Source organism: Pseudanabaena yagii GIHE-NHR1, from assembly GCF_012863495.1.
Lineage (GTDB): Bacteria > Cyanobacteriota > Cyanobacteriia > Pseudanabaenales > Pseudanabaenaceae > Pseudanabaena > Pseudanabaena yagii.
The window spans coordinates 2,898,148-2,920,387 of the sequence record NZ_JAAVJL010000001.1 but is presented as its reverse complement, the minus strand read 5'-3'; the positions used below and the strand labels follow the sequence as shown (position 1 = coordinate 2,920,387).

Below are 22,240 nucleotides of genomic sequence, written 5' to 3'. Positions count from 1 at the left end.
CATAATTGTCACAATTTACCCAATCTAGTGGGGGAGAAGGTTATTTTTCAAGTTTCTGGAAACTTATCTGATGTGCATTCAATCTATGTGATTTTGTCGTCTAGATTTGTAAAAATAGGAAATGATAAAAATCTTGAATCTTATTAAAACTATGGTTAATAAATTTATTGTTAATTAAGTATTACAATGCAAGGCACAATTATCAAATTTAATATTGAAACTCAAAGGGGATTTATCCGTGATAGCTTTGGCAAAGTCTATCAATTCAACGCCTATAATTATTATGGATTATTACCAATTACTGTAGGTATGTCAGTTGATTTTGAAGTTGGTAAAAATCCATTTTATGTGCGCTCAATTTCTATGGTTTTACCATCTAGATATATAAAACTAGAATCTGATAGGAAATATGATCTAGATATGGATAGATACTATAAGTTAAAAAGTAGTAACGATGATTTCGATGAATTTATTGAGAATATAAACAATTTCGACTTTATTGATGATTATAGTTCCCCTGACAATCAATCATATAAAGAAATTAAGTATAAATATTTTCAGCAATCCAAATTGAAAATAAGAATCAATACTTTAATACAGGTTGGCATATCATTTTGTATATTATTTGTTGTTTCTGTCTGCTTAGCTATAAATAAAATTTTATCATCCTATCTAAATAGGCTAAACCAATTACTTATCGAAAGCAATGCCGATGAGTTTAGTACGTCACAATTTGTGATTCCATTTACGATGCAATGCCAATTATTTATATTTGTTTCCACTTCCGTTATTTGTAGTATTTATACTCTTTATATGATACAGAAACAAATTGCTGGAAAAGGTAGTTTAAAAAATGTAACTTTGGTAGTGGGTGTCTGTCTATTCCCTATGACAATACTTTGCTTTTTTGTTTTTTCTTATTTTGCGTTCTAGGCTGTCATTAATGGTTTTATAATAATTTTCATAGAGAATTAATCATAGATTTAAGAATTAGTAATATATAGATAAAAATAAATTAATTACTCCTGCAAAATGCAATTTTTTTGTTTGTAGATGTTTAATAATTATAAAAAATATGATAATATCTTAATGGGAATAGGTTTAAATATGTAAGCTTGTAAATTATTCTTGCGTGTTTTATGATCTTACTAATTGAAATATTTCCATTACAAACTACTAGTAAATAAGGGAGGTAAATCATATCATTAGACAGACTAGACTATTTAAATGTCTTAGGCACAGTTTAACTCTTACCCATCTGTAATTAGTTTAATTTGCTAAACTAATTGCAATTATTTAACTACCCCTGTATGAATGGTTTTCTACTATTGGATGACCATTCATTTTTTTGTAAATTAATTTCAGATTATTAAAGCCTTGGAAAAGTTTTAAGAATTAAATGCTATAGACTTTTATTTAAAAGTCTAGGAATATACTCCTCTAAGCCTCCCAATTCTGGGTACTTAAATCTGTTTTATCCACAGAATTGGAGCAATAAAGCGACAATTACATTAGTTGGGCAACAGCAGCATTACTCAATAAATTTTGCTTGGTTAGTAAATCAGTAACCGTAATTCGTAAAGTACGCTTTTCGTCAACTTGGAAAAAGACTTTAATGCGATCGCTACCTGTTTGACCCAGAGGATCGAGATTGGCAATCACTTTACTATTTTCATTGAGAATCTGGACTGCAACTTGCTTGCCCTCTAGCACACGGGTGACAAGGCGTTGATCTTCAAAATAAACTTCCACATTGGTTTCTCCTAATTCACCAATGACTAGCTCAATGCTTGGCTGATTGGGAACTGATGCACCAAGAGTTAGTTCGACTGGCTTTTCTAAGGGATAGGTTGTACCAGATTTCACGATAGTATGCCAGTTATGTTTTTTATATCGCTTATCCCAATAGCGAATCCCATAGCTATGATAGAGAAAGTCTTTGAGTTCCCAACCTTGGGAAATTGCACCATGTGCGATCGCTTCGAAGGGTTTATCTGCTTTTACTTTCTCGCTAGGGAAATGTTTTAATGCCCATTCCTTTACAGCAGGGATTTGGGAAGTTCCACCCACTAAGAGAATCGCATCAATCTGATCTAGATCAAGGTTTTGGCGAGTTGCTTGTTGACGAATGCGATCAAGGGCAAGATCAAGATTTACAAAAAATTGCTGTTGTTCTAGAATTTGGTTGAATTGCGATCGCGTCAAAGTTAAATCATAGGACTCAAAGGTTTGATCATTAAAGAAAACTTCTATCACAGATTCACTACTAGAAAGAGCTATTTTAATCCGTTCCGCTAAACGAGTTACGAGAGAATTTTTCGGTAATCCTAACTCTCGATGCAAGTAATCAATAATCCAATTATCGATATCAATGCCACCGAGATTTTGCCCTGTTTTTGCGAGGACTTTAGCAGTTTGGGAACTTTGGTTATGAGATGTAGCAGTATTTTTGATAGTGCGATTGCCCCATTTTAATAGAAAACCAAGCGGAGATTTCGGCTGATTAGATTCTATTTGCACTTGAGCAAAGGATAACTTCACTAAAGATAAATCTAAGGTTCCACCACCAAAATCTACTACTAATAGAGTCTCCCCTCCACCATTAATGCCATAGCCCAGCGCTGCCGCAGTCGGTTCATCAATGATTCGCACCTGATTGACAGTTAGCTTCTCGCAGACCCCACCGAGCCAATTGCGATAGGACTCAAAACTATCAACGGGAACCGTAAAAATCAACGAATCTACATCAGGTAAGCGCTCAATAATTCTCTTTAAAAACCATTCTCCCACTAGTTCAAATTCGACTTCGCGCCCATCAAGTTCTGGGACAAACATCGAAACATTAGAACCGATCGCTCTTTTGAAAGCCTTAAAAAATCGCTGTTCGCCTTTAGAATTCTTGCTATCTAAACCGCGATCACTTACCTCCTGACCAATTAATACTTGCTCTTTGTTGGCATCCTGCACGTAAACAAAGCTAGGAACTAATGATGGATTATTCGCAATGAGACTACTGTAATCAGCTAACTTAACAGTCTCAATCACCCCATCCTCATTAATTCTTGCAACAACAGTATTACTCGTACCAAAGTCGATCGCATATTCCATGAGTGTTGTCTTTTAATCTGGTAAATAATCTATATCTAAGCTCTGTTCTGCTGTAAAGGGACTAATTTCAGGAAAATCCGACATCATTAACCCAGTTTCAAGTGATGCCATCTTTCGAGCAGTTTGGTAACATTCTGGAAAAACTTCTTGATAGTAACGTTGCAGGCTAGGACTACGTTTAAAGGCTTTCTTCAAACGATTACGATGCTCAAAAATTGTTAACAGCCAACTACGAGATCGTAATTGTGGCTGAAAGCGATATTTTAATAAGTGCATCAAAACTATTTCTAAATTACTTTCCAGAGCATCTCTTTGACTACCACTCATATCGTCAAGTTCTTCTAATAGATTCGGAATATCTAGTTCCGTGAACTTACCTTCTCGTAGAAATTGGCTCATGGATTCAATCCATACACAATAGTCAAGATCATAGAGAGAGGTGTTTTCTAAGTTTGTTGTTGCTAATGATTCATTGGTAATTGTCAGACTCATCGCTAGAAATCCTGTAGTTACATACTTTTAGTATAAACGGTGCAAAAAAATAGCATATTAGTTTCTAATTCTCATACTAATATCCAGCCAATGCGATCGCGTAACCATTGCCGACGTGGAAATATAATCTACTCCTAACTCTGCTACCTGTGCGATCGTATTGAGCATAATATTGCCTGAAGCTTCAATTTTGGTATGTGGGGTATGTTGGCGAATGAGCGCGATCGCCTCACGCATCATTGACAAGGACATATTATCTAACATAATCACATCTAGATTGAGATGCATAGCTTCTTTTACCTGCACGATTGATTCCGTTTCTACCTCAATCGATGTTGTAAATGGAATATGTTCCCGCACTCGTTGTACTGCTTCGGTAATGCCCCCTGCTGCTGCAATGTGGTTATCCTTGAGCATTACAGCATCATCTAATCCATAGCGATGATTGATTGCCCCACCAATAAATGTGGCATATTTTTCGAGTAGTCTCATGCCGGGGATGGTTTTGCGAGTATCGACCAGATGTGTTTTGGAACTAGCGATCGCTTTGACATATTCCGCAGTCGTGCTAGCAATTCCCGATAAGCGCATCACCAAATTTAAAGCAACTCTTTCACCCATTAGTAATGTGGCAAGACTACCATTAATTTCAGCAAGTAGATCGCCAGATTTTACAGGTTGTCCATCCTGTGCGATCATCACAAAATTTACTGAGTCATCTAGTAATTTAAAAACCCTCGCAGCGATCGGTAATCCTGCCACCACACCATCCGCCTTAGCAATCCACACCGCTTTACCAATGGGTGCATTACCATCGGGAAATAAACCACTAGTACTGCGATCGCCACGTCCAATATCTTCGCGCAACCAGTCTTCAAGGATAGGATCTAAAACAATAAAAGGGGGGAGCATAATTTGCTGCTTGTTTAAATATGACTCTTTATAACAGTTTTCAAATGGACATACGCTCATTTGAAAACAAAAAATGTAGATGCAATCTTACATCTACATTTTTTGTTTATCTATTAATTAGCTAATTAGCAATGTATCAGTTGAGGAACTATACAGAAGCCAAGAAAGTTTTCTTGTATTCAGTAATTGCTTCCTTCAAGATTGCTTCAGCATCCTTAGTCAAGGTCTTTTCAGCCTTCACGATTTCAGAGTACTTAGGCTTGCTAGTTGCCAAGTAGTTGCGAAGTCCCTTGTTGAATGCGCCAACTTGCTCAACTTCTAGTTCATCAAGGTAGCCATTAATTGCGGTGTAGATAATCGCAACTTGATCCCATACGGGTAATGGAGAGTATTGTGGTTGCTTGAGAATTTCGCGAAGACGCTGACCACGAGCAAGCTGTGCTTGAGTGGTTTTATCCAAGTCCGAAGCGAACTGTGCGAAAGCTACGAGGTCATCGTACTGAGCCAATTCTAGCTTGATCTTACCTGCAACCTGTTTCATTGCCTTAATTTGTGCTGCGGAACCAACGCGGGATACCGAGATACCAGGGTTGATCGCAGGACGAATACCAGCGTTAAACAAGTCGGAAGACAAGAAGATTTGACCGTCGGTAATCGAGATTACGTTGGTAGGAATGTAAGCAGATACGTCACCAGCTTGGGTCTCGATGATTGGTAATGCGGTCATCGAGCCACCACCGAGTTCATCACTCAACTTCGCTGCACGTTCGAGCAAGCGAGAGTGTAAGTAGAATACGTCTCCAGGATATGCTTCACGCCCTGGTGGACGACGGAGCAAGAGAGCCATCTGACGATAAGCTTGAGCTTGCTTGGACAAGTCATCATATACGATCAAAGTGCCTTTGCCTTTGTACATGAAGTACTCAGCTAATGCTGCGCCAGTGTAAGGCGCAAGGTATTGCAAGGTAGCAGGATCGTTGGCGCTTGCCATAACGACGATCGTGTACTCCATTGCGCCGCTTTCACGAAGTTTGTTAACTACGTTCGCAACGGTAGAAGCTTTCTGACCGATCGCTACATATACGCAGATACAATCCAAACCTTTTTGGTTGATGATGGTGTCTACGGCAACGGAGGTCTTACCTGTTTGACGGTCACCAATGATCAATTCGCGTTGACCACGACCAACAGGAATCATTGCGTCGATCGCAGTAATACCAGTTTGGAGAGGTTCAAATACGGATTTACGAGCAATAATGCCAGGAGCAGGAGATTCGATTAAACGAGTTTCGCTTGATTTGATGTCGCCCTTACCATCGATAGGTTGAGCCAAACCATCAACAACACGACCAATGAATGCTTCACCTACAGGAATCTGTGCAATTCTACCAGTTGCCTTTACGGAGCTACCTTCAGCGATTTTACGACCTTCACCCATCAACACAACACCAACGTTGTCTTCTTCAAGGTTCAGCGCAATGCCGACAGTACCATCTTCAAATTCCAGCAACTCGCCAGCCATGCACTGTTCCAAGCCATAGACACGAGCGATACCGTCACCGACTTGCAGGACAGTACCAACATTGGAAACTTGCAGCTCTTGGTTATAATTAGCAATTTGCTGCTTGATAATATTGCTTATTTCGTCAGGTCTGATGCTAACCATAGTTGTGTTTTACCAGTTATCAGCGATCGATTTTGTTTTTAATATTTGAGGGGTTAGCTATTAGTGATTAGCTGTTAGCTATTGGGAATTGGTGATGGGTAATTGGTGATTGCGGATTGGTAATTACTTTTTCCTTATGCCTTTTACCCGTTTCCTTACTAGGCAGCAGCTAGGCTGCTCTTAATACGGCGCAGTTGTCCACGAATGCTGGCATCTACTACCTGAGAACCAACTTTAATGATGACACCACCAATTAAGTCGGAATTAACTGTAATTGAAAGTTCGACTGCCTTAGCACCTGTCAGTTTCTTGACTCGATCGCGTAAGGAATCTTCTTGCGCTCTACTCAATTGAAAAGCAGAGGTAACTTCGGCAAGAGCAACACCATCAATCACGCGCAAAAGAGATTGGAACTGCTTAACGATCTCACTTAAAAAGGCGATGCGTTTGCGATCAACTAATAGCAGTAAAAAGCTTTTGGTCAATGCACTTACTTGCGAACCAAAAACACTTTCAATTACGCCTTTCTTGACATTTTCGCCAATAAGAGGACTTGCAAATAGTTGACTTAATTCAACGGAATCACTAAGAGTATCGCCAATTAGTCGCACATCTCTAGCGATCGCATCGAGACTATTTTGCTCTTGAGCCAAAGAGATCAAAGCGTCGGCATAGGGGGCAACGACTGCTTGACTAACAGAATTAGATTTCATGTTTTCTCCTAGTCAGAACTCAAAAGGGCAATGCTACGGTCAATTAATTCGATCTGCGTATCTTCACTTAAACCGCGATCAAAATAAGCCTGTACACTGGCAAGAGATTTCTCAGCAACTTGCTGACGCAATTGCACAATGACACGTTCTTGCTCAGTAGCAATTTCTTGATCGGCAGCTTCATGCAAACGTGCAATATCAGCATCAACCGTCGCTAAAATTAAATCTGCCGCATGTTTTGCATCGACTTCAGCTTGCTGGCGCAATTTGTCTGCCTCAGACTGAGCCTGAGCCAATTTATTTTGCTGTTCGGCAAGCTTAGCCGAAGCTTCACTTTGACGCTTCTCTGCATCACCAATTGCCGATTGAATCGACTCTAAACGTGATGAAAGAATTTTGCCAAGAAACCCGCGACCCGCATATACCAGAAAAGCTAGGACAATTACTAAGTTAATTACATTAGTTTCAAGAATATCGGTATTTAACCGAATTCCTGAAGACTCGCCTGCTTCGCTAGCAAGTAAAACGAAATTGCTAATCATAAACGTTATTTCTATTACTCAATATCAGCCAGAAGCCAGACAGAAACTATCATAGGATTATGAAGACTAGGATCTTACTAAATTACCTAGTAGCTTTTCGAGAACTTGGCGACTGAGTGATTCTACTTCTGCATCCAAAGATGCTGTGGCATCTTGCTTTTGTTTTTCAATTTCAGCTTTAGCGCTAGCAACTTTTGCTCTTGCTTCTGCTGTAGCTGCATCAATACGTTCTTTACGAATTCTGTTTGCTTCAGCCTGAGCACTAGCCAAAACATTTTGAGTTGCCTTACGAGCAGTAGCTAGCTCTTGCTCATATTGCTTTACAACTAGTTCTGCCTTTTCTAGCCGTTCCTTCGCGGTTATAATTTGTTCTCTAATATAATCATCACGATCATCGATCGCTTTGGTTAGAGGCTTAAAGAAAATAGCGTTAAGGATAGCTACAAAAACGATGAACTGCACCGCCATTATCGGGAGAGTGGCATTAACATCAAATAAGCCACCCTTCTGCTCAACAGCTTCCGCAGCAAGCAGGACATTTGAGACAAAGTTCAAAAGTATCATAGGTATTTTGCCAAAAAAATTCGGTTGCTAGGTCAATTTAAGAAGCTAAGAGCATTGGCTCATAGCTTCTTGTGAATTAACTCTTAAGCAAAAGGGTTGGCAAAAAGTAAGATTAGAGCAATAACTAGACCATAAATGGTAAGAGCTTCCATGAACGCAAAGCTCAAAAGCAAAGTACCACGGATCTTGCCTTCTGCTTCGGGCTGACGTGCAATACCTTCAACAGCGCGGCTAGCAGCAGTACCTTGTCCGATACCAGGTCCAACTGCGCCAAGACCTACAGCGATACTAGCGGCGACTACAGAAGCTGATGCTACTACTGGATCAATCATTTTTTTCCTTACTTTTTAGTTAATTTGTTTGAGAGTAGAATTTACGAAATTCAGGAGCAAAATACACTCGTGAAGTTATAAATGATGAAAAGTTAAAATTGAAGACACAAATAGAGAATTAAATGGCAAGAATGCGATCTAATGCTCGTGATGTTCATCTCCATGACCTTCCATTGCTTCACCAATGTAAGAAGCTGCCAATGTTGAGAAAATTAGTGCTTGGATGGCACTGGTAAATAGTCCCAAAACCATTAATGGCAGAGGAACAAATAAAGGTACTAGCAGAACCATAACACCTACCACTAGCTCATCAGCGAGGATGTTTCCGAAAAGACGGAAGCTAAGGGATAGAGGCTTGGTGAAATCTTCTAGAACCCACAAAGGAAGAAGGAACGGAGACGCTTGAACGTATCTGGTAAAGAATTCCAGTCCACGTTTCTTCAATCCCCCGTAGAAATAGGCTAGGGAGACTAACAGAGCCAATGCGACAGTGGTGTTAATATCACCCGTAGGGGCAGAAAGCTCACCTTCTGGCAATTTAATTAGCTTCCAAGGAATTAGTGCTCCAGACCAATTTGATACGAAGATAAACAAGAACAGACTACCAACAAATGGTACCCATTCTCTATAATGCTTCTCGCCGATTTGGTCTTTGGCAATGCTCTGGACATACTCCAGAGCATATTCCATGAAGTTTTGAAAACCTGCGGGGACGCGCTGGTCAGCTTTGGCGGTGCTGGACCCAATGATTGCAGCAACGATGACTACGCCCATTACAATCCAACTCACGATTAATACTTGAGCGTGTACCGCTAGGTTACCGAACTGCCAATAAAGGTGTTTGCCCACTTCTAGCGCGGCAAAACTGTTTTGTTGGCTAAAAATTAATGGATCGATCATGTTCGATATGTTACAACCTATAGGAGGTCAAATCAGCGAGAATCGGACTTACTTGTCAAATCTTGAGCAAGAATCGCAATTACAGCGACTTTATAGGTCATAAAGCCAAAAAAAGCGGGTAAAACCTGCAATTGTTCGGACTTGGCAGCGATCGCAATCAGGATGACAAATACAGCAAATCGAGCATAACCGAGACGCTTGGACTGCTTTCCAAGCCGATCTACTCCTTTAGCCAGCATTCTGAGATAGATAGCACCAAACAATGTACCTATAAAATAGCTAAGTGCGATCTTTTGTCCATACACGCACCAGACCACTAGACCGATAATCAATCCAGAGGCAAGGGTTAGCATTAACAGCTTCCTCTTAAGGCGGTTATACTCTTCCAGAGCATCAGTAACTGATACGGAGGAGTTTTCGACAACCGTCTGCGAAGCTGCACTGTTTTTTGCGGGGATAATCTTCACTGTTGACTTTTAGCGAAAATTGCTGATTATTTTGAGTGAAGAACCAGTACTTAAGACAGTACTCAAATGGGTATCCAAAACTTGGATGTAGCTGCCTACACCGTTGCTAAGCATATCACGCAAGATGTCACATTTGCTTTACAACTCTTCAACAAAATAAGTGATTAGGGGGCTGAAGCGCGCTCCTATACTTTTTGACAGATATGACGGATATTTTTAACTAGGTATTTCGTCTATGTTGGGGTGTTACCATAACAAAAAGTTTTAGACTAAGGCTGCCAAGTTTTCTAAAGATTTCTTAAAATTTTTCTTGAGAAATTTTTTAAGGTTTGAAGTATTCTCAGCCATCATCTAAAACTCATTACTTTTTGTGAGCATCCAGAATTTGCAACCTATGTCCACACCTTTTGCTAAGCCCCGCTCGTTTCAGTTTGCTTTCCAAGCCGCAGTTTTGTCTGTTATTTCCTCTGCTGCTTTGTTGCCTTTAGGGGCGATTGCGCAAAATGCTTCCCCGCAGAAGCCTCAAGCTCAGCCTGTAGAATCTACTAAACCCAATGCCCTTGAAAGTAGTGTGTTTAGCATTTCAGGTGGGCAGCGTTTGATGTCAGAAGCAACCACCGCAGTTAGTCAGCAAAATTATGATCTGGCTGTCACCAAGCTGCAAGATGCTCGTCAAGTATTTAATCAATTATCAAATTTTTACCAAGAGCTAACCACTAGCTTTTCTGGAATTGATAATCGCATTTCTGATAGCCATCGTCGTAAAGCTTTACAAACGGCTCAATTACGAGATGAAGCAACCTATCAACTTGCAGTAGTCTATCGGGCTAAGAATCAGCCTGAGCTAGCTGTGCCGTTATTAATTCAATTGATCCGTAGTCAAGCCCCAACCCGTGACTTAGGACAACAAGCTTATCAGCAGTTGTTTGAATTAGGTTTTGTCGATGCTCAGTATGTGCGCCCAAGCGCTGCTACTCCATAAAAAAGGCGATGCTTTGCATCGCCTTTTAAGTAGCTGGGCGCAATTAAATATAAAGCCCAGCTACTTAGACGATTTTGTGAGTTTGTTCTATACAAATTTTATCTATTGCTTAAGGATGAGTTGAGAGTATTTGTGGGAATAGTAGATAGGGACTTATCTTGAGAAACTACTGTCACAATTGTTTCGATGGATTGGGTAGTCTACGCCATTAACTTTTTCAGCTAATTAACACTACGAAGCGTTATGAAATTTCCCCTACTCCAATTTTTGTCATCCCCCCTATTCAAGGTGGTTGGATGCTTAGGTTCAATTGTTGCATCTGCTAGTTTTATGACTATGATCGAGCCTGCCCAAGCACAGTTGCAGGTTTGTAATCGCTCTAACAAGACTGCTTACATTGCAGTTGCCTATGGTGTTGGAAATGATCGATGGCGCTCTGAAGGATGGTTTGAAATTACTCCTCGCCGATGTGAAGTAGTAGTGGAGACTGCTTTAACTTCTGGGGACTATTACTATCTTTATGGTGGCGATCGCGGGGATAACTGGGTATGGGAAGGTACAACTGGTCAAAATTTCTGCGTACATCCCACTGATAAGTTTAATTACATTGCTACTGGTGAGGGATGCGGACGAAATGGTTCGGAGTTACGCCCATTTTTTGAAGTTCAAGTAGATAGTAGTAATTACACTATGAATTTGAAATAACTACCTTTCCAACTTGTCAAATTAGCCATTAAGATTTTGCCCACCAAGCCAACCCATAGCGTTGACTTGGTGAGTTTTTTTGCGGAGATTTAAATACTACGCGGAGCTTGTATTTATCTGTAGTAGGGATTTTGATGAAAATATGCTGTAGGTTGTCAACTTGGCTAACTGATGACCAAATACTTTGGGAAATATCGGTATCTTGCGATCGCATTAAATACAATTCGAGTTTATTAAAGCCTTCATCGGTAAAACTTTCACCAATATCAAATAAACCATTGCCATTTTTATCGTTGAGTTTGACCTGACGATCCCAAGTTAAAGTTGCTGAGATATAGCTATCAGCTTCTAGAGATTTGGCAAAAATATAGTCTTGATACTTATCAACTTCGACAATATTGGTGTCCCACCCGATCGCTTTGATATTTTCTAAACTTTTGTTTTCAGGACTAGTGGGTAATTGTTGTCCTGCTTGGTATTGCAGAAAAGCACGATGGGCATTGAGTTGTCCTGCCCCAAGATGACGACTGAGGGGAATATTTCGACTAGTATAAGCTTCGGTGTCAATCCATGTTTTACCAAAGGCATCGAGAATAGTTTTGGACATACCGAGAATTTTGCCATCTCCTTGATCTTGGATTTTGTCCGCAGAGTTGATCAAGATAGCTTTGATTAATTCGTGACGACGCGCATCAATGCTCCAGTTGCCAGCTTCAACTTGGCGATTGGCATATTCATGTAAAAGGGCGATCGTGCCTATTACATGGGGCGCAGCGAAACTAGAACCATTGACATTTTTAAATTTACTTTGCAGGGTGGGGAGCTTGAGGTTATTCCCGGGGGCAAGGAGAGCAAGCGATCGCCTGCCATCAATGGGGCTTTCTACACCTGCTGTCCATTTACCATCTTTATTTAGATCGCTGAATACTTCCCCTTGATCGTATTTGCCATTGTCATTGCGATCGATGAAGGGTTCATCAATGAGATTGCCGCGATCAACTTGGCGATAAATTCCATCGACCTCGCGAGTAAAGCCGACTGTAAAACCGTTATATAGATCCGTGGGAATGGGTATCCCTCCTTTGCCTTGATTGCCTGCGACGATGGGCAAGGTATTGTAGTTGTTTGATACCCAATCAACGCAGAGAGTAAGTAGGGCGTTACCATCTAGTAGAGGCTTTGGGCGTGGATCTTCGCTGAGGAGTTCGCCAAAGCTAAAGTTGATGGCGCGAACGGTGCTGTTATATTGCCGAGCGACATACTGAGCTGCTAAACAAGCTTCGGGCTGTCCATCTTGCCGACGTTGGGAATATGCTGAAGAAAGCAATTTGGCATCGGGGGCAATTCCTCGCCGAATTTTGTCTTGACTAATGATCACGGCTGCAACTTGAGCCGAGTGATCGTCTAGATTTTTATTGGGGATAGCTTTACCATCACGAAAAAATACTTCGTAGGGTTGGACGATCGCGCGATCGATTTGCAAAAGTTTGTTCGATATTTTATCGACAGCAAATCGAGTGGGGCGGCTGAGTTCAACTTGTCCGATAAAGACATTTTTGCCTGTGAGGTTATAAGGTGGTTTCTGTAAAACACGGGCATCAATCCCTTGGCGATCGACTGATTTGTCTAAAGCCCAACTGGTGGGGCTAGTGGCAATATGGGAGGAAATATTGAGCAAAATCCAACCGACAAACCAACCTAATCTACGCATTTTAATTTCCTTATTTTTGCCTACAGGATTTTGCACCAAACATTTACTAGGATAATCACAAATTTCCATATCTAAGCAGCACTTAGGGTCGCACAGTAAAATAAAGCCCCGATTTTTGGAGTGAGACGAATCCTTGCAGTAAAATCGGTTTTTTATTAAATCGCTTACCCCTGTATTGCATCGTCCAATGTTTACCGTAATTAGATATGCAGAAATTGACTCGACTAATAGCGAGGCATGGCGACTACTTGAGCGTCATCAGGCTTCAGCAAATACTGTAATTATTGCCAAACGTCAAACTAAGGGGAGGGGGCAACGCGGACATATTTGGCAGTCAGATCTCGGTGGGCTATTTATGTCCGTGATCTTGCAACCTAATTTAGCTGCATCTCAGGCACATCAAATTACGCTATGGACAGCTTGGGGCATTGCTAAGGCTCTGAATGAGACAGGGGCAAATGTGAAACTGAAATGGCTCAATGATTTGTTAATCGATCGCCGCAAGTTGGGAGGCATTCTCACCGAGACCAAGATTGAGGCAAACAAAATTCTCTATGCGGTAGTGGGGATTGGAATTAACTGGACAAATGAAGTTCCTGATGGCGCGATCGCTTTAGGTGAATTGCCAACGACTTTATCGAGTATGGATGAATTGATCGAAGTGGTGCTGATGGGTATTGAAATGGGGCAAACTCGTTGCGATCGCGAGGGGATCACAGGCATTTTGGCGGAATATTTAGAGATGCTAAGCGATCGTTATGTGCGTAAAACGATTGATGGACGGGAACTTCAAGGTCAAATTATCGACATTAGACCAACAGGCGAACTGGTAGTAAGATGGGAGGGCAACCTCAAAGACGCGATCTATCAGCCTCAAAATTTTTCTGTCGGCTATCAGTAGACTCAAATATGCGAAAATCAACTCTTTCCACGATTACCTTAGCAACCCTGCTGTGCTTCTCCACAAATAACTATGTTCTAGTTAGCTCAGCATATGCTGCTACTAAGTCGGCAATTTCTCCCGATGTAAATATTTCGCAGCCTTCTTCTCCAACACCGAGTCAACCTGCGATCGCCCCTGCTCCCACTCGTGTTGAAATTAAAAGCGTTGAAGTTAAATCAGAACGAAATGCTCCTGCCCTAGAAAATCGTGAGTCTGTCCAAGTCAATATTGAGACTCCATCTAGAGTTTCATCGAAAACGCAAGTAGAGCGATCGCAACCTGTGGAAATCGTGCTAGAAAATCGTTCCACTGGTTGCCAAGCCAAAGCTAGTGATCTCTCAGGACGCAATACTAATCTCTGTGCTCCCGAGGTTACTGTCGGTTCGCAGAAGCAGTATTACCAAAATGGGAATGTTCTCTATGCTGCCTCCTCAGGTGAGACAGCTTTACAGGTACGTCGCTTGACCCCTGAGGAAATTGCGGCAATGAGTTTGCCTAGCAATGGTGATAAGCAGATGCTATTCCCATTGATTGTCCCATCGACAATTAGTTCCCTATTTGGCACTCGCGTACATCCTGTTACGGGGCAAGTCCGATTTCACCAAGGAACAGACCTTGCTGCTGCTGAAGGTACTCCTGTGGTTGCCGCCTTTAGTGGTCGTGTAGAAATTGCAGGTTGGCTTGGTGGCTATGGCTTAATTGTGGTGATTTCCCACGGTGATACCCATGAAACTCGTTATGCTCACTTGTCTGAGGTACTAGTCAAGTCTGGTCAGGAAGTAAAGCAGGGAACTGTGATTGGTTTAGTGGGAAGTACTGGTTTAGCAACGGGACCTCACTTACATTTCGAGATTTGGCAAAAGATGAAGGATGGTCTCGTCGCGATCGATCCTACGCCTCATTTGATGTTGGCAATGGAACAACTTCAAAAATATCTAGCTCAATCTCCCAAGTCTCCTAATAAGGCTTAATACCAAAACACAAAATGGCATAGCCATTTTGTGTTTTGAAAATCCTTATAACATAGATAATTCAAATAAAAAATAGGGCTTCGACTCCGCTCAGCCAACGTATATAGATGGCTGAGCGAAGTCGAAGCCTCTTTTAACTTATTTAGAACTGCTATATCAGTCTGTAATGCAATTATTTGTTAGTTCCTGAATTGGATTTTAAGACTAAGTTCAATATGATCGCCTTTTACTTGCTGATAGGTTTATGAGTGTGGCGATCGCCTATTGATAGTTGCTAGAATATTAAATATATCTAAATATCACAAATTTATGTTTAGAGACTCAAAGTTTATCAGTAGATCTCCCGATGTTATGGGTGGTACGACTGTATTTACAAATACCAGAGTTCCCGTGCAGACACTTTTGGATTATCTCAAGGCGGGAGAATCGATTGATGATTTTTTGGATGGATTTCCGACTGTAAAGAGAGAACAGGTTATTTACTTTTTGGAAGAGTTAGGAAGAAGTTTGTTGACTGTGGCGGCGTAATATGAGGATTCTTTTGGATGAGTGTATTGATCGCCGATTTGCTAGAGAAATCATTGGCTATGAAGTAAAAACAGTTCCGCAGATGGGATGGGCAGGAGTAAAGAATGGAAAGCTTTTAGCTCTTGCTGTAGAGGAATTTGATGTATTTGTGACGGTTGATCGCAATTTGTCTTTTCAGCAAAATCTATCTCAATTTGATATTGCAGTAGTAGTTTTACAAGCACCATCAAATAGTTTAGCGGCGCTCAAACCTCTAGCCTCAAAGCTTTTAGTAGTTCTGGATTCTGCAAGTAAAGGTCAGGTTACGATTGTTGCAGAATGAGATCGCCTTTTACTTGCTGATAGGTTCATGAGTGTGGCGATCTCTGAATTTTAAAGAATAATGCTTAACTTCTTTCTAAGTTAATCTTGATTGCTAACTCAATCAATTGATCTATGTTGGTGTTGGACTTATCTAAACCAATTTCATCGAAATATCTTTCCGCAGGCATTGGTGTCTCAAATGATGGTTGACGGCTAGTTTGGCTCCAATAAGAGATAGATTTACACTTTGAAAATTAGGTTCAAAATCTAGGTACATTCTGCCAATACTTGATTTATTTTCAAAATTGGGCAAGCATTTGGGGACTGGTAGCCACAAATAGCACTGAAATTCATAAACCTGAGAAATCCTAGAAAACTGAAGCTGCTTGCTTTTACTTGGTGGAACTAACTTGAACTGACAACATGGTTTTGTTTTTCCACGACCATACAACAAGCTTCTTGTTTCTTTAATTTCTTTAATTCTTTTATTAGAACTAAGTAGCTTTTCTCGAAACCGCAAGATCTCGGCTTTAGCTGAAGGTAAAAGTTGATCGAGCGTATTGATTAACATTCTTGGGGGCGTTGGTACGTCAATATTATTTTGAGATTGAGATAATATTTTTCCCTCTGCAATAAAAGGAATAGGAGTTGAAATAGTTAATTCTTTTCTTCCTTCAAGATGAAAATGCAAATAAAAATTATCTGTTTGATTGAGGATTTCAAAGCGAATAAACTCAAATTGCAGCAAATTATAGCGGCGATCAATAAAATTGTGTCGATGAAAGTCTGGTGCGATCGCAATTAGACGAATTGGCTGCTCATAATCCACAGAATCTTTAAAAGGTTTGGTTGTTTTGAGTCCGTGATAATAGCGAGTAAGTTGATGAATAATGTAGCGATCGTCAAGCGATGTGCAACAAAGAATTAAGAATCAAGCAAATCTTCAAACTGTAAAGGAAGAAAAGAATATCGGTTGAGCCAAAAACACATAGTATGAGCAAGGATTTTGCGATTAAGGCGACTAGAAAGATGCCAGATATCCCTAGCCCAAACTTTATCAAGGTGAAAGCGTCCAACTAACTGACCAATGACAGTCTCAATCAAACGCCTTACCTTGACAATCAAACGTACCCACCAACGAGGACGAGAATCATGCATATTCGAGCGCAAAGCTGTTTGTAAATCAACGACAAATGTCTGTAAATCTTGCTTGAGAGGTTGACTTAGATAGCCTTTGTCACCAATCAGGAAACCATGAATATTGGAGACTAAATCCCAGAGAGTTTCCCGTTCATTGCCATTAGCAGGAGTAAGCGCAAACTGGGTAATTACACCGCTACCACTAATGAGCACATGACCATGAAAGCCATAGTAATGCATATCCTTAGCAGCACAGTAACCATAGTCCGCCATATCTGAAAAGCTACGACAACGGGATGCACGGCAGAGGTAACACAGTGGTATGGGGACACCATCAATCAGATGCACGTCATCATCTAAAGCACCTAACTGTTCAGCTAGTTTTTGTTGGAGTATCGCTTTGTACTGCCACAGATTGGCGGCTTGTCGGACAAAGGTGGTACGACTTTTTAAGGCTGGAAACCATTCCCTCCAATGCTTACGAAAATATTTCCAGATCCCTATGTCAGTCTCAATACCCTGATACTCAGCTACGATTTCCATTGTCATCACTTCGCTGTCACTTAGGGCTGGCTCAAATCCTTTGGCTCTGACCCGTTGCTCGGTTGTTATTTCTTTGAGTAGTTCATCGATTTTGCAAAATACCCCAATGATAAAATATTCTATAGAAAACATAATGCTCACCGCTAATGGCGTTAGTTCTATTTTCTAACACTTTCGGCTGTGAGTTTTTTTTGCCTTTTCTTAGTTGCACATCGCGTATTATACTGAGCGGTTTAACTGTACGAAGCGACAACGTGTTTCTCGATTGGTTCGTAAAACTCTCTCCTTCTCTAAAAAACCAGAAAATCACATTGCTGCTATCTGGTTCTTTATTCATCACTACAACTCATCCTTACTTGTTTAGGACTACCCCTAAAACAAAAAAGAGGGGGACGCTAAGCGTCCCCCTCTTTTTTGAATGGCAATTACATCATGCCACCCATACCGCCCATACCACCCATGCCGCCCATGCCGCCCATACCAGCAGCACCAGCGTCAGATTTCTTCTCTGGCTTCTCAACCACGAGAGCTTCGGTGGTCAAGACCATACCAGCTACGGACGCAGCATTTTGTAATGCAGAACGGACAACCTTCGCAGGGTCAATAATACCAGTAGCGATCAAGTCAACATATTCGCCCTTAAGTGCATCAAAACCATGATTGAAAGGAAGTTGCTTAACCTTTTCAACTACCACAGTACCTTCGAGACCAGCGTTGTCGCTGATTTGACGAAGAGGTGCAGAGAGAGAACGAGCAACGATATCAGCGCCGATCGCTTCTTCGTTCTTCAAGGTTGCCTTGAATTCTTGCAATTCAACTGACAAGTGAGCGAGGGTCGCACCACCACCGGGGACGATACCTTCTTCAACGGCTGCACGAGTAGAGTTAAGTGCATCTTCGATGCGAAGCTTACGATCCTTAAGTTCAGTTTCGGTTGCTGCACCGACCTTGATTACAGCTACGCCACCAGAGAGCTTAGCAATACGCTCTTGCAGCTTTTCCTTGTCGTAGTCAGAGTCGCTGAGTTCCAATTCCTTGCGGATTTGAGCAACACGCTTGTCAACATTTGCCTTGTTGGAAATGTCAGAAACAATGGTGGTCTTGTCCTTAGAAATGGTGATCTTACGGATTGTACCAAGCTGTTCCAAGGTTGCAGCGCTGAGTTCCAAACCAGCATCTTCAGAGATGACCTGTCCATTGGTGAGAACAGCGATGTCTTGCAACAATGCTTTACGGCGATCGCCAAATCCGGGAGCCTTGATAGCAGCGATATTCAGAGAACCTCTGAGCTTGTTCACAACTAGAGTTGCGAGAGCTTCACCTTCAACATCTTCGGAAATGATGACGAGAGGAGAACCAGAACGAGCTGCCTTTTCGAGAATTGGAACGAGATCTTGGATGACGTTAATTTTCTTGTCGGTGAGGAGAACCTTAGCATTCTCAAATTCCACCAACTGACGCTCGCTGTCGGTGACGAAATAAGGAGAGATATAACCGCGATCGAGTTGCATACCTTCAACAACTTCCAATTCGGTTGTGAGGGACTTAGACTCTTCAACGGTGATTACGCCATCTTTGCCAACTTTGTCCATTGCATGGGCAATCATTTCGCCAACTTCAGGATCATTACCTGCGGAGATAGTGGCGATTTGCGCGATTTCTGCATTGGAATCAACAGCCTTAGCCTTGTCTGCAATGACACCAACCAAGTGAGCAACTGCCTTTTCGATACCGCGACGGACACCCACTGGGTTAGCGCCTGCGGCAACGTTACGCAAACCTTCACGAATAAATTCTTGAGCCAAAACGGTAGCGCTGGTAGTACCATCACCTGCTACATCATTGGTTCTAGAGGCAACTTCGCGAATGAGTTGTGCACCTGCATTTTCTAAGGGATCTTCTAATTCAATTTCCTTAGCGATGCTCACACCATCATTGATGATTTGAGGAGCGCCATATTTCTTTTCGATAACTACGTTACGACCTTTAGGACCAAGGGTGACACGTACTGCGTCAGCAAGTGCATTGACACCACGCTCAAGGGCGCGGCGAGATTCTTCATCAAATACTACGATTTTAGACATTTTAGTTATTAAGGGTAATGGGTGATTTTGGGATTGGTTATTGGGCTGTTAGCTTTTAGCAATTAGCTTTTAGCTCTTTTCGATTGCTTCTGGATGAAGAGTTTTGAAGGCTAATGGCTAAAAGCTAACGGCTAATAGCTATTAGCTTTATTCAACGATCGCGAGAATATCTCTTTCTGCAAGTAGCAAATAATCTACGTTGTCAATTTTGACTTCAGTACCTGCGTACTTGGAGTACAGTACTTTATCGCCTGCTTTGACTTCTAAAGCAACGCGAGTACCTTTATCGTTGCGTGTACCAGGTCCAACGGCAGTTACTTCACCGATTTGGGGCTTTTCTTGGGCTGTGTCTGGCAAGAAAATACCACCTACAGTTTTTTCTTCTTTAGTTGCTACTTTTACCAATAGGCGATCGCCTAAGGGTTGCAATGTACCAGTATTTAGGGTTAACGATGCCACTATGCCTATACCTCCTTAAAATCTAATCAGAGTGGACTTTGCAGGTTGTGACTTAGGTGGAAATTTGTCTCGCCTTGGTCACACATTGCGTGCTTTAGCACTCTGTCTCACTGAGTGCTAATATACTGCGAAAAGAGTCAGTAACTAGATCGGCTTACCGTACAAACAAAGAACCGATTTTTGGTGGCGCGGTGCAGCCGTGCCACCAAATTTGCTATTCAGGTAGATATTCTTCATCTGTGACTTGATCGGGCGTAAATGGGGATTCTACGGGAAAAGTGTGGCTTGGTAATCCTGTTTCGATCGCAGCAAGTTTTTTGGCATCTAGATAAACATCAGCAAACTCTTGCAAAAAATGTCTCTTGAGGCTAGGACTATTTTTGAAAGCTTTGCGGATTCTCTGGCGATGTTCAGCTAGGGTATATAGCCAACTATTAGAGCGTTTTTCGGGTTGGTATTTGTATTTGAGTAAATGCATGAGAATAACTTTTAAATTGCTCTCTAGTGCTTGTTTTTGACTACTACCCATGTCTTCAATTTCTTCGAGCAAATTTTCCAAGTCCAAATCCCTAAGGTTGCCTTGACGCAGCAATACCAATGCTTGCTCTATCCATAGACAAAAGTCCTCTTCATAGAGTTCATGATGGGATTTGATTTGCGTTTTGTCTGATGCGATCGCCATATTTAACCAGTTGAACGCTAGAGTAATCCTAGCATTAAGGCTTTTGAGTCGGTAAAGATGGCATCTAATGGTACATCCCAAGGATCATGGGGCAGATCATCTACATAAAACTCATCGAAAATAATTCCTACTTTCAATCCTGTGGAGTGAGGCAGCCAACGATCATAAAAGCCGCCGCCATAACCTAAACGATAGCCTTGTCGATCGCCAGCCACCGCAGGTATCAAAATTAGATCAATATTTGCTAAATCCATCAGTGGTAAATCGGGATGCGGCTCAAGGATATTAAAAGCTCCTAATTGCATCTGATTGGAGAAATCAGCGATCGCTACTTGATGCCACATCAAACCCTTTTCGATACAACGCGCAAATCCCCAATTCTTTTCAGGAAATCTTTGCCACAATGTACTCAAATCTGGTTCTTGCCGAAAACTGGTGAAGGCTAAGATATTTTGGGCTTGTTGGAATATTTGCCAATTGGAAAGGCGATCGCATAGTGCTAAGCTTTTTTGCTGCCAAACTTCATGGGGAATTTGGCGACGTTTAGTAAGTAAGTCTTTTCTGAGTTGTCTTTTAATTGGTTGCTTGTCTTGCTGAGCATCTGTAATCGATTCAATCACACTATCGTAAACCTGCATATAAACAAAAATTAGGGACGCAGAGCGCCCCACTAGTCTATGTAATACCTAAAATTGCTTTTTTGTAAGCAGGGCGATCGCTAATACGTTTAATGTAGGCATCAACAGCAGGATAGTCATCGTATGAGATTTTGAGCATCAAAATTGCATAGCCAAGGATTGTCCCCACGGCTACATCCGACACAGTGAAGTTGTCCCCAGTAATGTAGTTTTGATTTTCAAGAATCTTGTTTAAACCGCCGAGTAGTCGTGGAGATTCTTTTTCGCGAGTGTCTGCGCCAAATATACCTGGTCCAAGGGTCGCATTGGCAAACAATACCCATTGAGAAGCGATCGCTCTTTCTTCGAGGGTTTTCACCTGTTCATATTTATCGGCAAGGTATAGCAAAATCGCTCCAGATTCCCACAATTGGAAATCACCTTCAGTAATTGCAGGAACCTTTCCGAAGGGATTAATGGCTAAAAAGTCAGGTTGTAAGTGTTCACCTGCCTGCATATCGAGAAGTTGGAACTCATAAGGAGCTTGCAATTCTTCTAAATACCATTTCACGATTGAAGCACGACTTCTCGCACCACCATAAAGTTTGGTCATAGGTTTTCTCTAGTGATTGTAACTGGTCAGATTAATACTATCGATGCTATAAACACCTTAAATTCACCCGATAGTATAGCGGTTTTCAGATGAAAGCATACTCATTTGAAAACGCTCTAAATAATCCCTATAAGTTGCATTAGGGACTTGCTATTAATTTAAAGTACGTGTGTCTTCGACTCCGCTCAGCCAACGTGAGCTGAGCGAAGTTGAAGCTAGATAACTTTGGTGGGACATTTTTAAACGCAAGATCCTTATTCCTA

The 22,240-nt window shown here is 41.4% G+C and carries 25 protein-coding genes and 1 pseudogene; 8 read left to right on the top strand and 18 right to left on the bottom strand.

What is annotated here, in order from left to right; all coding sequences use genetic code 11:
- Window positions 1-186: 186 nt before the first annotated feature.
- Window positions 187-933 (top strand): hypothetical protein, encoded by a 747-nt coding sequence (locus HC246_RS13355; protein WP_169363809.1) that lies wholly within the window; start codon window positions 187-189, stop codon window positions 931-933.
- Window positions 934-1,506: 573 nt separating this feature from the next.
- Here the strand turns inward: HC246_RS13355 and HC246_RS13350 are convergent.
- From HC246_RS13350 to HC246_RS13305, 10 genes are all read right to left on the bottom strand, one after another.
- The gene (locus HC246_RS13350) at window positions 1,507-3,108 is read right to left on the bottom strand and encodes an Hsp70 family protein (protein ID WP_169363808.1); all 1,602 of its coding nucleotides are present in this window, start codon (window positions 3,106-3,108) and stop codon (window positions 1,507-1,509) included.
- 12 nt (window positions 3,109-3,120) lie between these two features.
- Window positions 3,121-3,600, bottom strand: a complete 480-nt coding sequence (locus tag HC246_RS13345) for a DUF29 domain-containing protein (RefSeq protein WP_169363807.1) — start codon at window positions 3,598-3,600, stop codon at window positions 3,121-3,123.
- A gap of 57 nt (window positions 3,601-3,657) precedes the next feature.
- Window positions 3,658-4,512, bottom strand: coding sequence for a carboxylating nicotinate-nucleotide diphosphorylase (gene nadC / locus HC246_RS13340; RefSeq protein ID WP_169363806.1), 855 nt, complete (start codon window positions 4,510-4,512; stop codon window positions 3,658-3,660).
- A gap of 148 nt (window positions 4,513-4,660) precedes the next feature.
- Entirely contained in the window at window positions 4,661-6,178 is a 1,518-nt protein-coding gene (gene atpA / locus HC246_RS13335; protein ID WP_169363805.1) for a F0F1 ATP synthase subunit alpha, read from the bottom strand.
- A 158-nt stretch (window positions 6,179-6,336) separates the two neighbouring features.
- Window positions 6,337-6,891 carry an ATP synthase F1 subunit delta gene (gene atpH, locus HC246_RS13330; protein ID WP_169363804.1) on the bottom strand — a complete coding sequence of 185 codons (555 nt, stop codon included), beginning with the start codon at window positions 6,889-6,891 and terminating at the stop codon, window positions 6,337-6,339.
- 8 nt (window positions 6,892-6,899) lie between these two features.
- Window positions 6,900-7,433 (bottom strand): F0F1 ATP synthase subunit B, encoded by a 534-nt coding sequence (locus tag HC246_RS13325; RefSeq protein ID WP_211167708.1) that lies wholly within the window; start codon window positions 7,431-7,433, stop codon window positions 6,900-6,902.
- 66 nt (window positions 7,434-7,499) lie between these two features.
- A complete protein-coding gene (locus tag HC246_RS13320) occupies window positions 7,500-7,997 on the bottom strand; it encodes a F0F1 ATP synthase subunit B' (RefSeq protein ID WP_169363803.1) in 498 nt (165 codons plus the stop codon).
- 83 nt (window positions 7,998-8,080) lie between these two features.
- On the bottom strand, window positions 8,081-8,329 hold the full coding sequence (gene atpE / locus HC246_RS13315; protein ID WP_211167707.1) for an ATP synthase F0 subunit C: 249 nt from the start codon (window positions 8,327-8,329) through the stop codon (window positions 8,081-8,083).
- Between the two features lie 138 nt (window positions 8,330-8,467).
- Window positions 8,468-9,229: a F0F1 ATP synthase subunit A gene (gene atpB / locus HC246_RS13310; protein WP_169363802.1), complete on the bottom strand. Its 762-nt coding sequence runs from the start codon at window positions 9,227-9,229 to the stop codon at window positions 8,468-8,470.
- Window positions 9,230-9,261: 32 nt separating this feature from the next.
- Window positions 9,262-9,696 (bottom strand): ATP synthase subunit I, encoded by a 435-nt coding sequence (locus HC246_RS13305; RefSeq protein ID WP_169363801.1) that lies wholly within the window; start codon window positions 9,694-9,696, stop codon window positions 9,262-9,264.
- A gap of 394 nt (window positions 9,697-10,090) precedes the next feature.
- On the opposite strand from HC246_RS13305, the gene HC246_RS13300 reads away from it, so the two are divergent.
- Together HC246_RS13300 and HC246_RS13295 are read left to right on the top strand one after the other, a co-directional pair.
- Window positions 10,091-10,678: a hypothetical protein gene (locus tag HC246_RS13300; RefSeq protein WP_169363800.1), complete on the top strand. Its 588-nt coding sequence runs from the start codon at window positions 10,091-10,093 to the stop codon at window positions 10,676-10,678.
- Window positions 10,679-10,921: 243 nt separating this feature from the next.
- Complete coding sequence (locus HC246_RS13295; protein ID WP_169363799.1) at window positions 10,922-11,383, top strand: DUF1036 domain-containing protein; 462 nt, start codon at window positions 10,922-10,924, stop codon at window positions 11,381-11,383.
- Between the two features lie 28 nt (window positions 11,384-11,411).
- Here HC246_RS13295 and HC246_RS13290 read toward each other — a convergent pair whose 3' ends face one another.
- Entirely contained in the window at window positions 11,412-13,094 is a 1,683-nt protein-coding gene (locus HC246_RS13290) for a S8 family serine peptidase (RefSeq protein WP_169363798.1), read from the bottom strand.
- A 187-nt stretch (window positions 13,095-13,281) separates the two neighbouring features.
- Here HC246_RS13290 and HC246_RS13285 point away from each other — a divergent pair, with 187 nt between their 5' ends.
- From HC246_RS13285 to HC246_RS13270, 4 genes are all read left to right on the top strand, one after another.
- Window positions 13,282-13,995, top strand: coding sequence for a biotin--[acetyl-CoA-carboxylase] ligase (locus tag HC246_RS13285; protein WP_169363797.1), 714 nt, complete (start codon window positions 13,282-13,284; stop codon window positions 13,993-13,995).
- A gap of 8 nt (window positions 13,996-14,003) precedes the next feature.
- Entirely contained in the window at window positions 14,004-15,008 is a 1,005-nt protein-coding gene (locus HC246_RS26410; RefSeq protein WP_211167706.1) for a M23 family metallopeptidase, read from the top strand.
- 309 nt (window positions 15,009-15,317) lie between these two features.
- The gene (locus HC246_RS13275) at window positions 15,318-15,536 is read left to right on the top strand and encodes a DUF433 domain-containing protein (RefSeq protein WP_169363795.1); all 219 of its coding nucleotides are present in this window, start codon (window positions 15,318-15,320) and stop codon (window positions 15,534-15,536) included.
- Between the two features lies 1 nt (window position 15,537).
- Window positions 15,538-15,858, top strand: coding sequence for a DUF5615 family PIN-like protein (locus tag HC246_RS13270; protein WP_169363794.1), 321 nt, complete (start codon window positions 15,538-15,540; stop codon window positions 15,856-15,858).
- A gap of 132 nt (window positions 15,859-15,990) precedes the next feature.
- Here HC246_RS13270 and HC246_RS13265 read toward each other — a convergent pair whose 3' ends face one another.
- Window positions 15,991-16,587, bottom strand: coding sequence for a hypothetical protein (locus tag HC246_RS13265; protein ID WP_169363793.1), 597 nt, complete (start codon window positions 16,585-16,587; stop codon window positions 15,991-15,993).
- 176 nt (window positions 16,588-16,763) lie between these two features.
- A complete protein-coding gene (locus HC246_RS13260; protein WP_169363792.1) occupies window positions 16,764-17,654 on the bottom strand; it encodes an IS982 family transposase in 891 nt (296 codons plus the stop codon).
- Window positions 17,655-17,742: 88 nt separating this feature from the next.
- On the opposite strand from HC246_RS13260, the pseudogene HC246_RS13255 reads away from it, so the two are divergent.
- Window positions 17,743-17,886 (top strand): annotated as a pseudogene (locus tag HC246_RS13255) (IS1 family transposase); the annotation flags it as partial.
- Between the two features lie 61 nt (window positions 17,887-17,947).
- On the opposite strand, the gene groL reads toward HC246_RS13255, so the two are convergent.
- The 5 genes from groL to HC246_RS13230 form a co-directional block, all read right to left on the bottom strand.
- Entirely contained in the window at window positions 17,948-19,606 is a 1,659-nt protein-coding gene (groL, locus tag HC246_RS13250) for a chaperonin GroEL (protein ID WP_169363791.1), read from the bottom strand.
- Between the two features lie 147 nt (window positions 19,607-19,753).
- On the bottom strand, window positions 19,754-20,065 hold the full coding sequence (gene groES, locus HC246_RS13245; protein ID WP_126388628.1) for a co-chaperone GroES: 312 nt from the start codon (window positions 20,063-20,065) through the stop codon (window positions 19,754-19,756).
- 214 nt (window positions 20,066-20,279) lie between these two features.
- Window positions 20,280-20,747 carry a DUF29 domain-containing protein gene (locus tag HC246_RS13240; RefSeq protein ID WP_169363790.1) on the bottom strand — a complete coding sequence of 156 codons (468 nt, stop codon included), beginning with the start codon at window positions 20,745-20,747 and terminating at the stop codon, window positions 20,280-20,282.
- Between the two features lie 17 nt (window positions 20,748-20,764).
- Window positions 20,765-21,385, bottom strand: coding sequence for a 5-formyltetrahydrofolate cyclo-ligase (locus HC246_RS13235; RefSeq protein WP_169363789.1), 621 nt, complete (start codon window positions 21,383-21,385; stop codon window positions 20,765-20,767).
- Between the two features lie 37 nt (window positions 21,386-21,422).
- Window positions 21,423-21,977 carry a glutathione S-transferase family protein gene (locus tag HC246_RS13230; RefSeq protein ID WP_169363788.1) on the bottom strand — a complete coding sequence of 185 codons (555 nt, stop codon included), beginning with the start codon at window positions 21,975-21,977 and terminating at the stop codon, window positions 21,423-21,425.
- Window positions 21,978-22,240: the final 263 nt, after the last annotated feature.

What these genes read in the sequence shown, in the direction of transcription:
- HC246_RS13355 (WP_169363809.1), top strand. Translation starts at nt 187, where the DNA reads ATGCAAGGCACAATTATCAAATTTAATATTGAAACTCAAAGGGGATTT.
- HC246_RS13350 (WP_169363808.1), bottom strand. Translation starts at nt 3,108, where the DNA reads ATGGAATATGCGATCGACTTTGGTACGAGTAATACTGTTGTTGCAAGA.
- HC246_RS13345 (WP_169363807.1), bottom strand. Translation starts at nt 3,600, where the DNA reads ATGAGTCTGACAATTACCAATGAATCATTAGCAACAACAAACTTAGAA.
- nadC (WP_169363806.1), bottom strand. Translation starts at nt 4,512, where the DNA reads ATGCTCCCCCCTTTTATTGTTTTAGATCCTATCCTTGAAGACTGGTTG.
- atpA (WP_169363805.1), bottom strand. Translation starts at nt 6,178, where the DNA reads ATGGTTAGCATCAGACCTGACGAAATAAGCAATATTATCAAGCAGCAA.
- atpH (WP_169363804.1), bottom strand. Translation starts at nt 6,891, where the DNA reads ATGAAATCTAATTCTGTTAGTCAAGCAGTCGTTGCCCCCTATGCCGAC.
- HC246_RS13325 (WP_211167708.1), bottom strand. Translation starts at nt 7,433, where the DNA reads ATGATTAGCAATTTCGTTTTACTTGCTAGCGAAGCAGGCGAGTCTTCA.
- HC246_RS13320 (WP_169363803.1), bottom strand. Translation starts at nt 7,997, where the DNA reads ATGATACTTTTGAACTTTGTCTCAAATGTCCTGCTTGCTGCGGAAGCT.
- atpE (WP_211167707.1), bottom strand. Translation starts at nt 8,329, where the DNA reads ATGATTGATCCAGTAGTAGCATCAGCTTCTGTAGTCGCCGCTAGTATC.
- atpB (WP_169363802.1), bottom strand. Translation starts at nt 9,229, where the DNA reads ATGATCGATCCATTAATTTTTAGCCAACAAAACAGTTTTGCCGCGCTA.
- HC246_RS13300 (WP_169363800.1), top strand. Translation starts at nt 10,091, where the DNA reads ATGTCCACACCTTTTGCTAAGCCCCGCTCGTTTCAGTTTGCTTTCCAA.
- HC246_RS13295 (WP_169363799.1), top strand. Translation starts at nt 10,922, where the DNA reads ATGAAATTTCCCCTACTCCAATTTTTGTCATCCCCCCTATTCAAGGTG.
- HC246_RS13290 (WP_169363798.1), bottom strand. Translation starts at nt 13,094, where the DNA reads ATGCGTAGATTAGGTTGGTTTGTCGGTTGGATTTTGCTCAATATTTCC.
- HC246_RS13285 (WP_169363797.1), top strand. Translation starts at nt 13,282, where the DNA reads ATGTTTACCGTAATTAGATATGCAGAAATTGACTCGACTAATAGCGAG.
- HC246_RS26410 (WP_211167706.1), top strand. Translation starts at nt 14,004, where the DNA reads ATGCGAAAATCAACTCTTTCCACGATTACCTTAGCAACCCTGCTGTGC.
- HC246_RS13275 (WP_169363795.1), top strand. Translation starts at nt 15,318, where the DNA reads ATGTTTAGAGACTCAAAGTTTATCAGTAGATCTCCCGATGTTATGGGT.
- HC246_RS13270 (WP_169363794.1), top strand. Translation starts at nt 15,538, where the DNA reads ATGAGGATTCTTTTGGATGAGTGTATTGATCGCCGATTTGCTAGAGAA.
- HC246_RS13260 (WP_169363792.1), bottom strand. Translation starts at nt 17,654, where the DNA reads ATGTTTTCTATAGAATATTTTATCATTGGGGTATTTTGCAAAATCGAT.
- groL (WP_169363791.1), bottom strand. Translation starts at nt 19,606, where the DNA reads ATGTCTAAAATCGTAGTATTTGATGAAGAATCTCGCCGCGCCCTTGAG.
- HC246_RS13240 (WP_169363790.1), bottom strand. Translation starts at nt 20,747, where the DNA reads ATGGCGATCGCATCAGACAAAACGCAAATCAAATCCCATCATGAACTC.
- HC246_RS13235 (WP_169363789.1), bottom strand. Translation starts at nt 21,385, where the DNA reads ATGCAGGTTTACGATAGTGTGATTGAATCGATTACAGATGCTCAGCAA.
- HC246_RS13230 (WP_169363788.1), bottom strand. Translation starts at nt 21,977, where the DNA reads ATGACCAAACTTTATGGTGGTGCGAGAAGTCGTGCTTCAATCGTGAAA.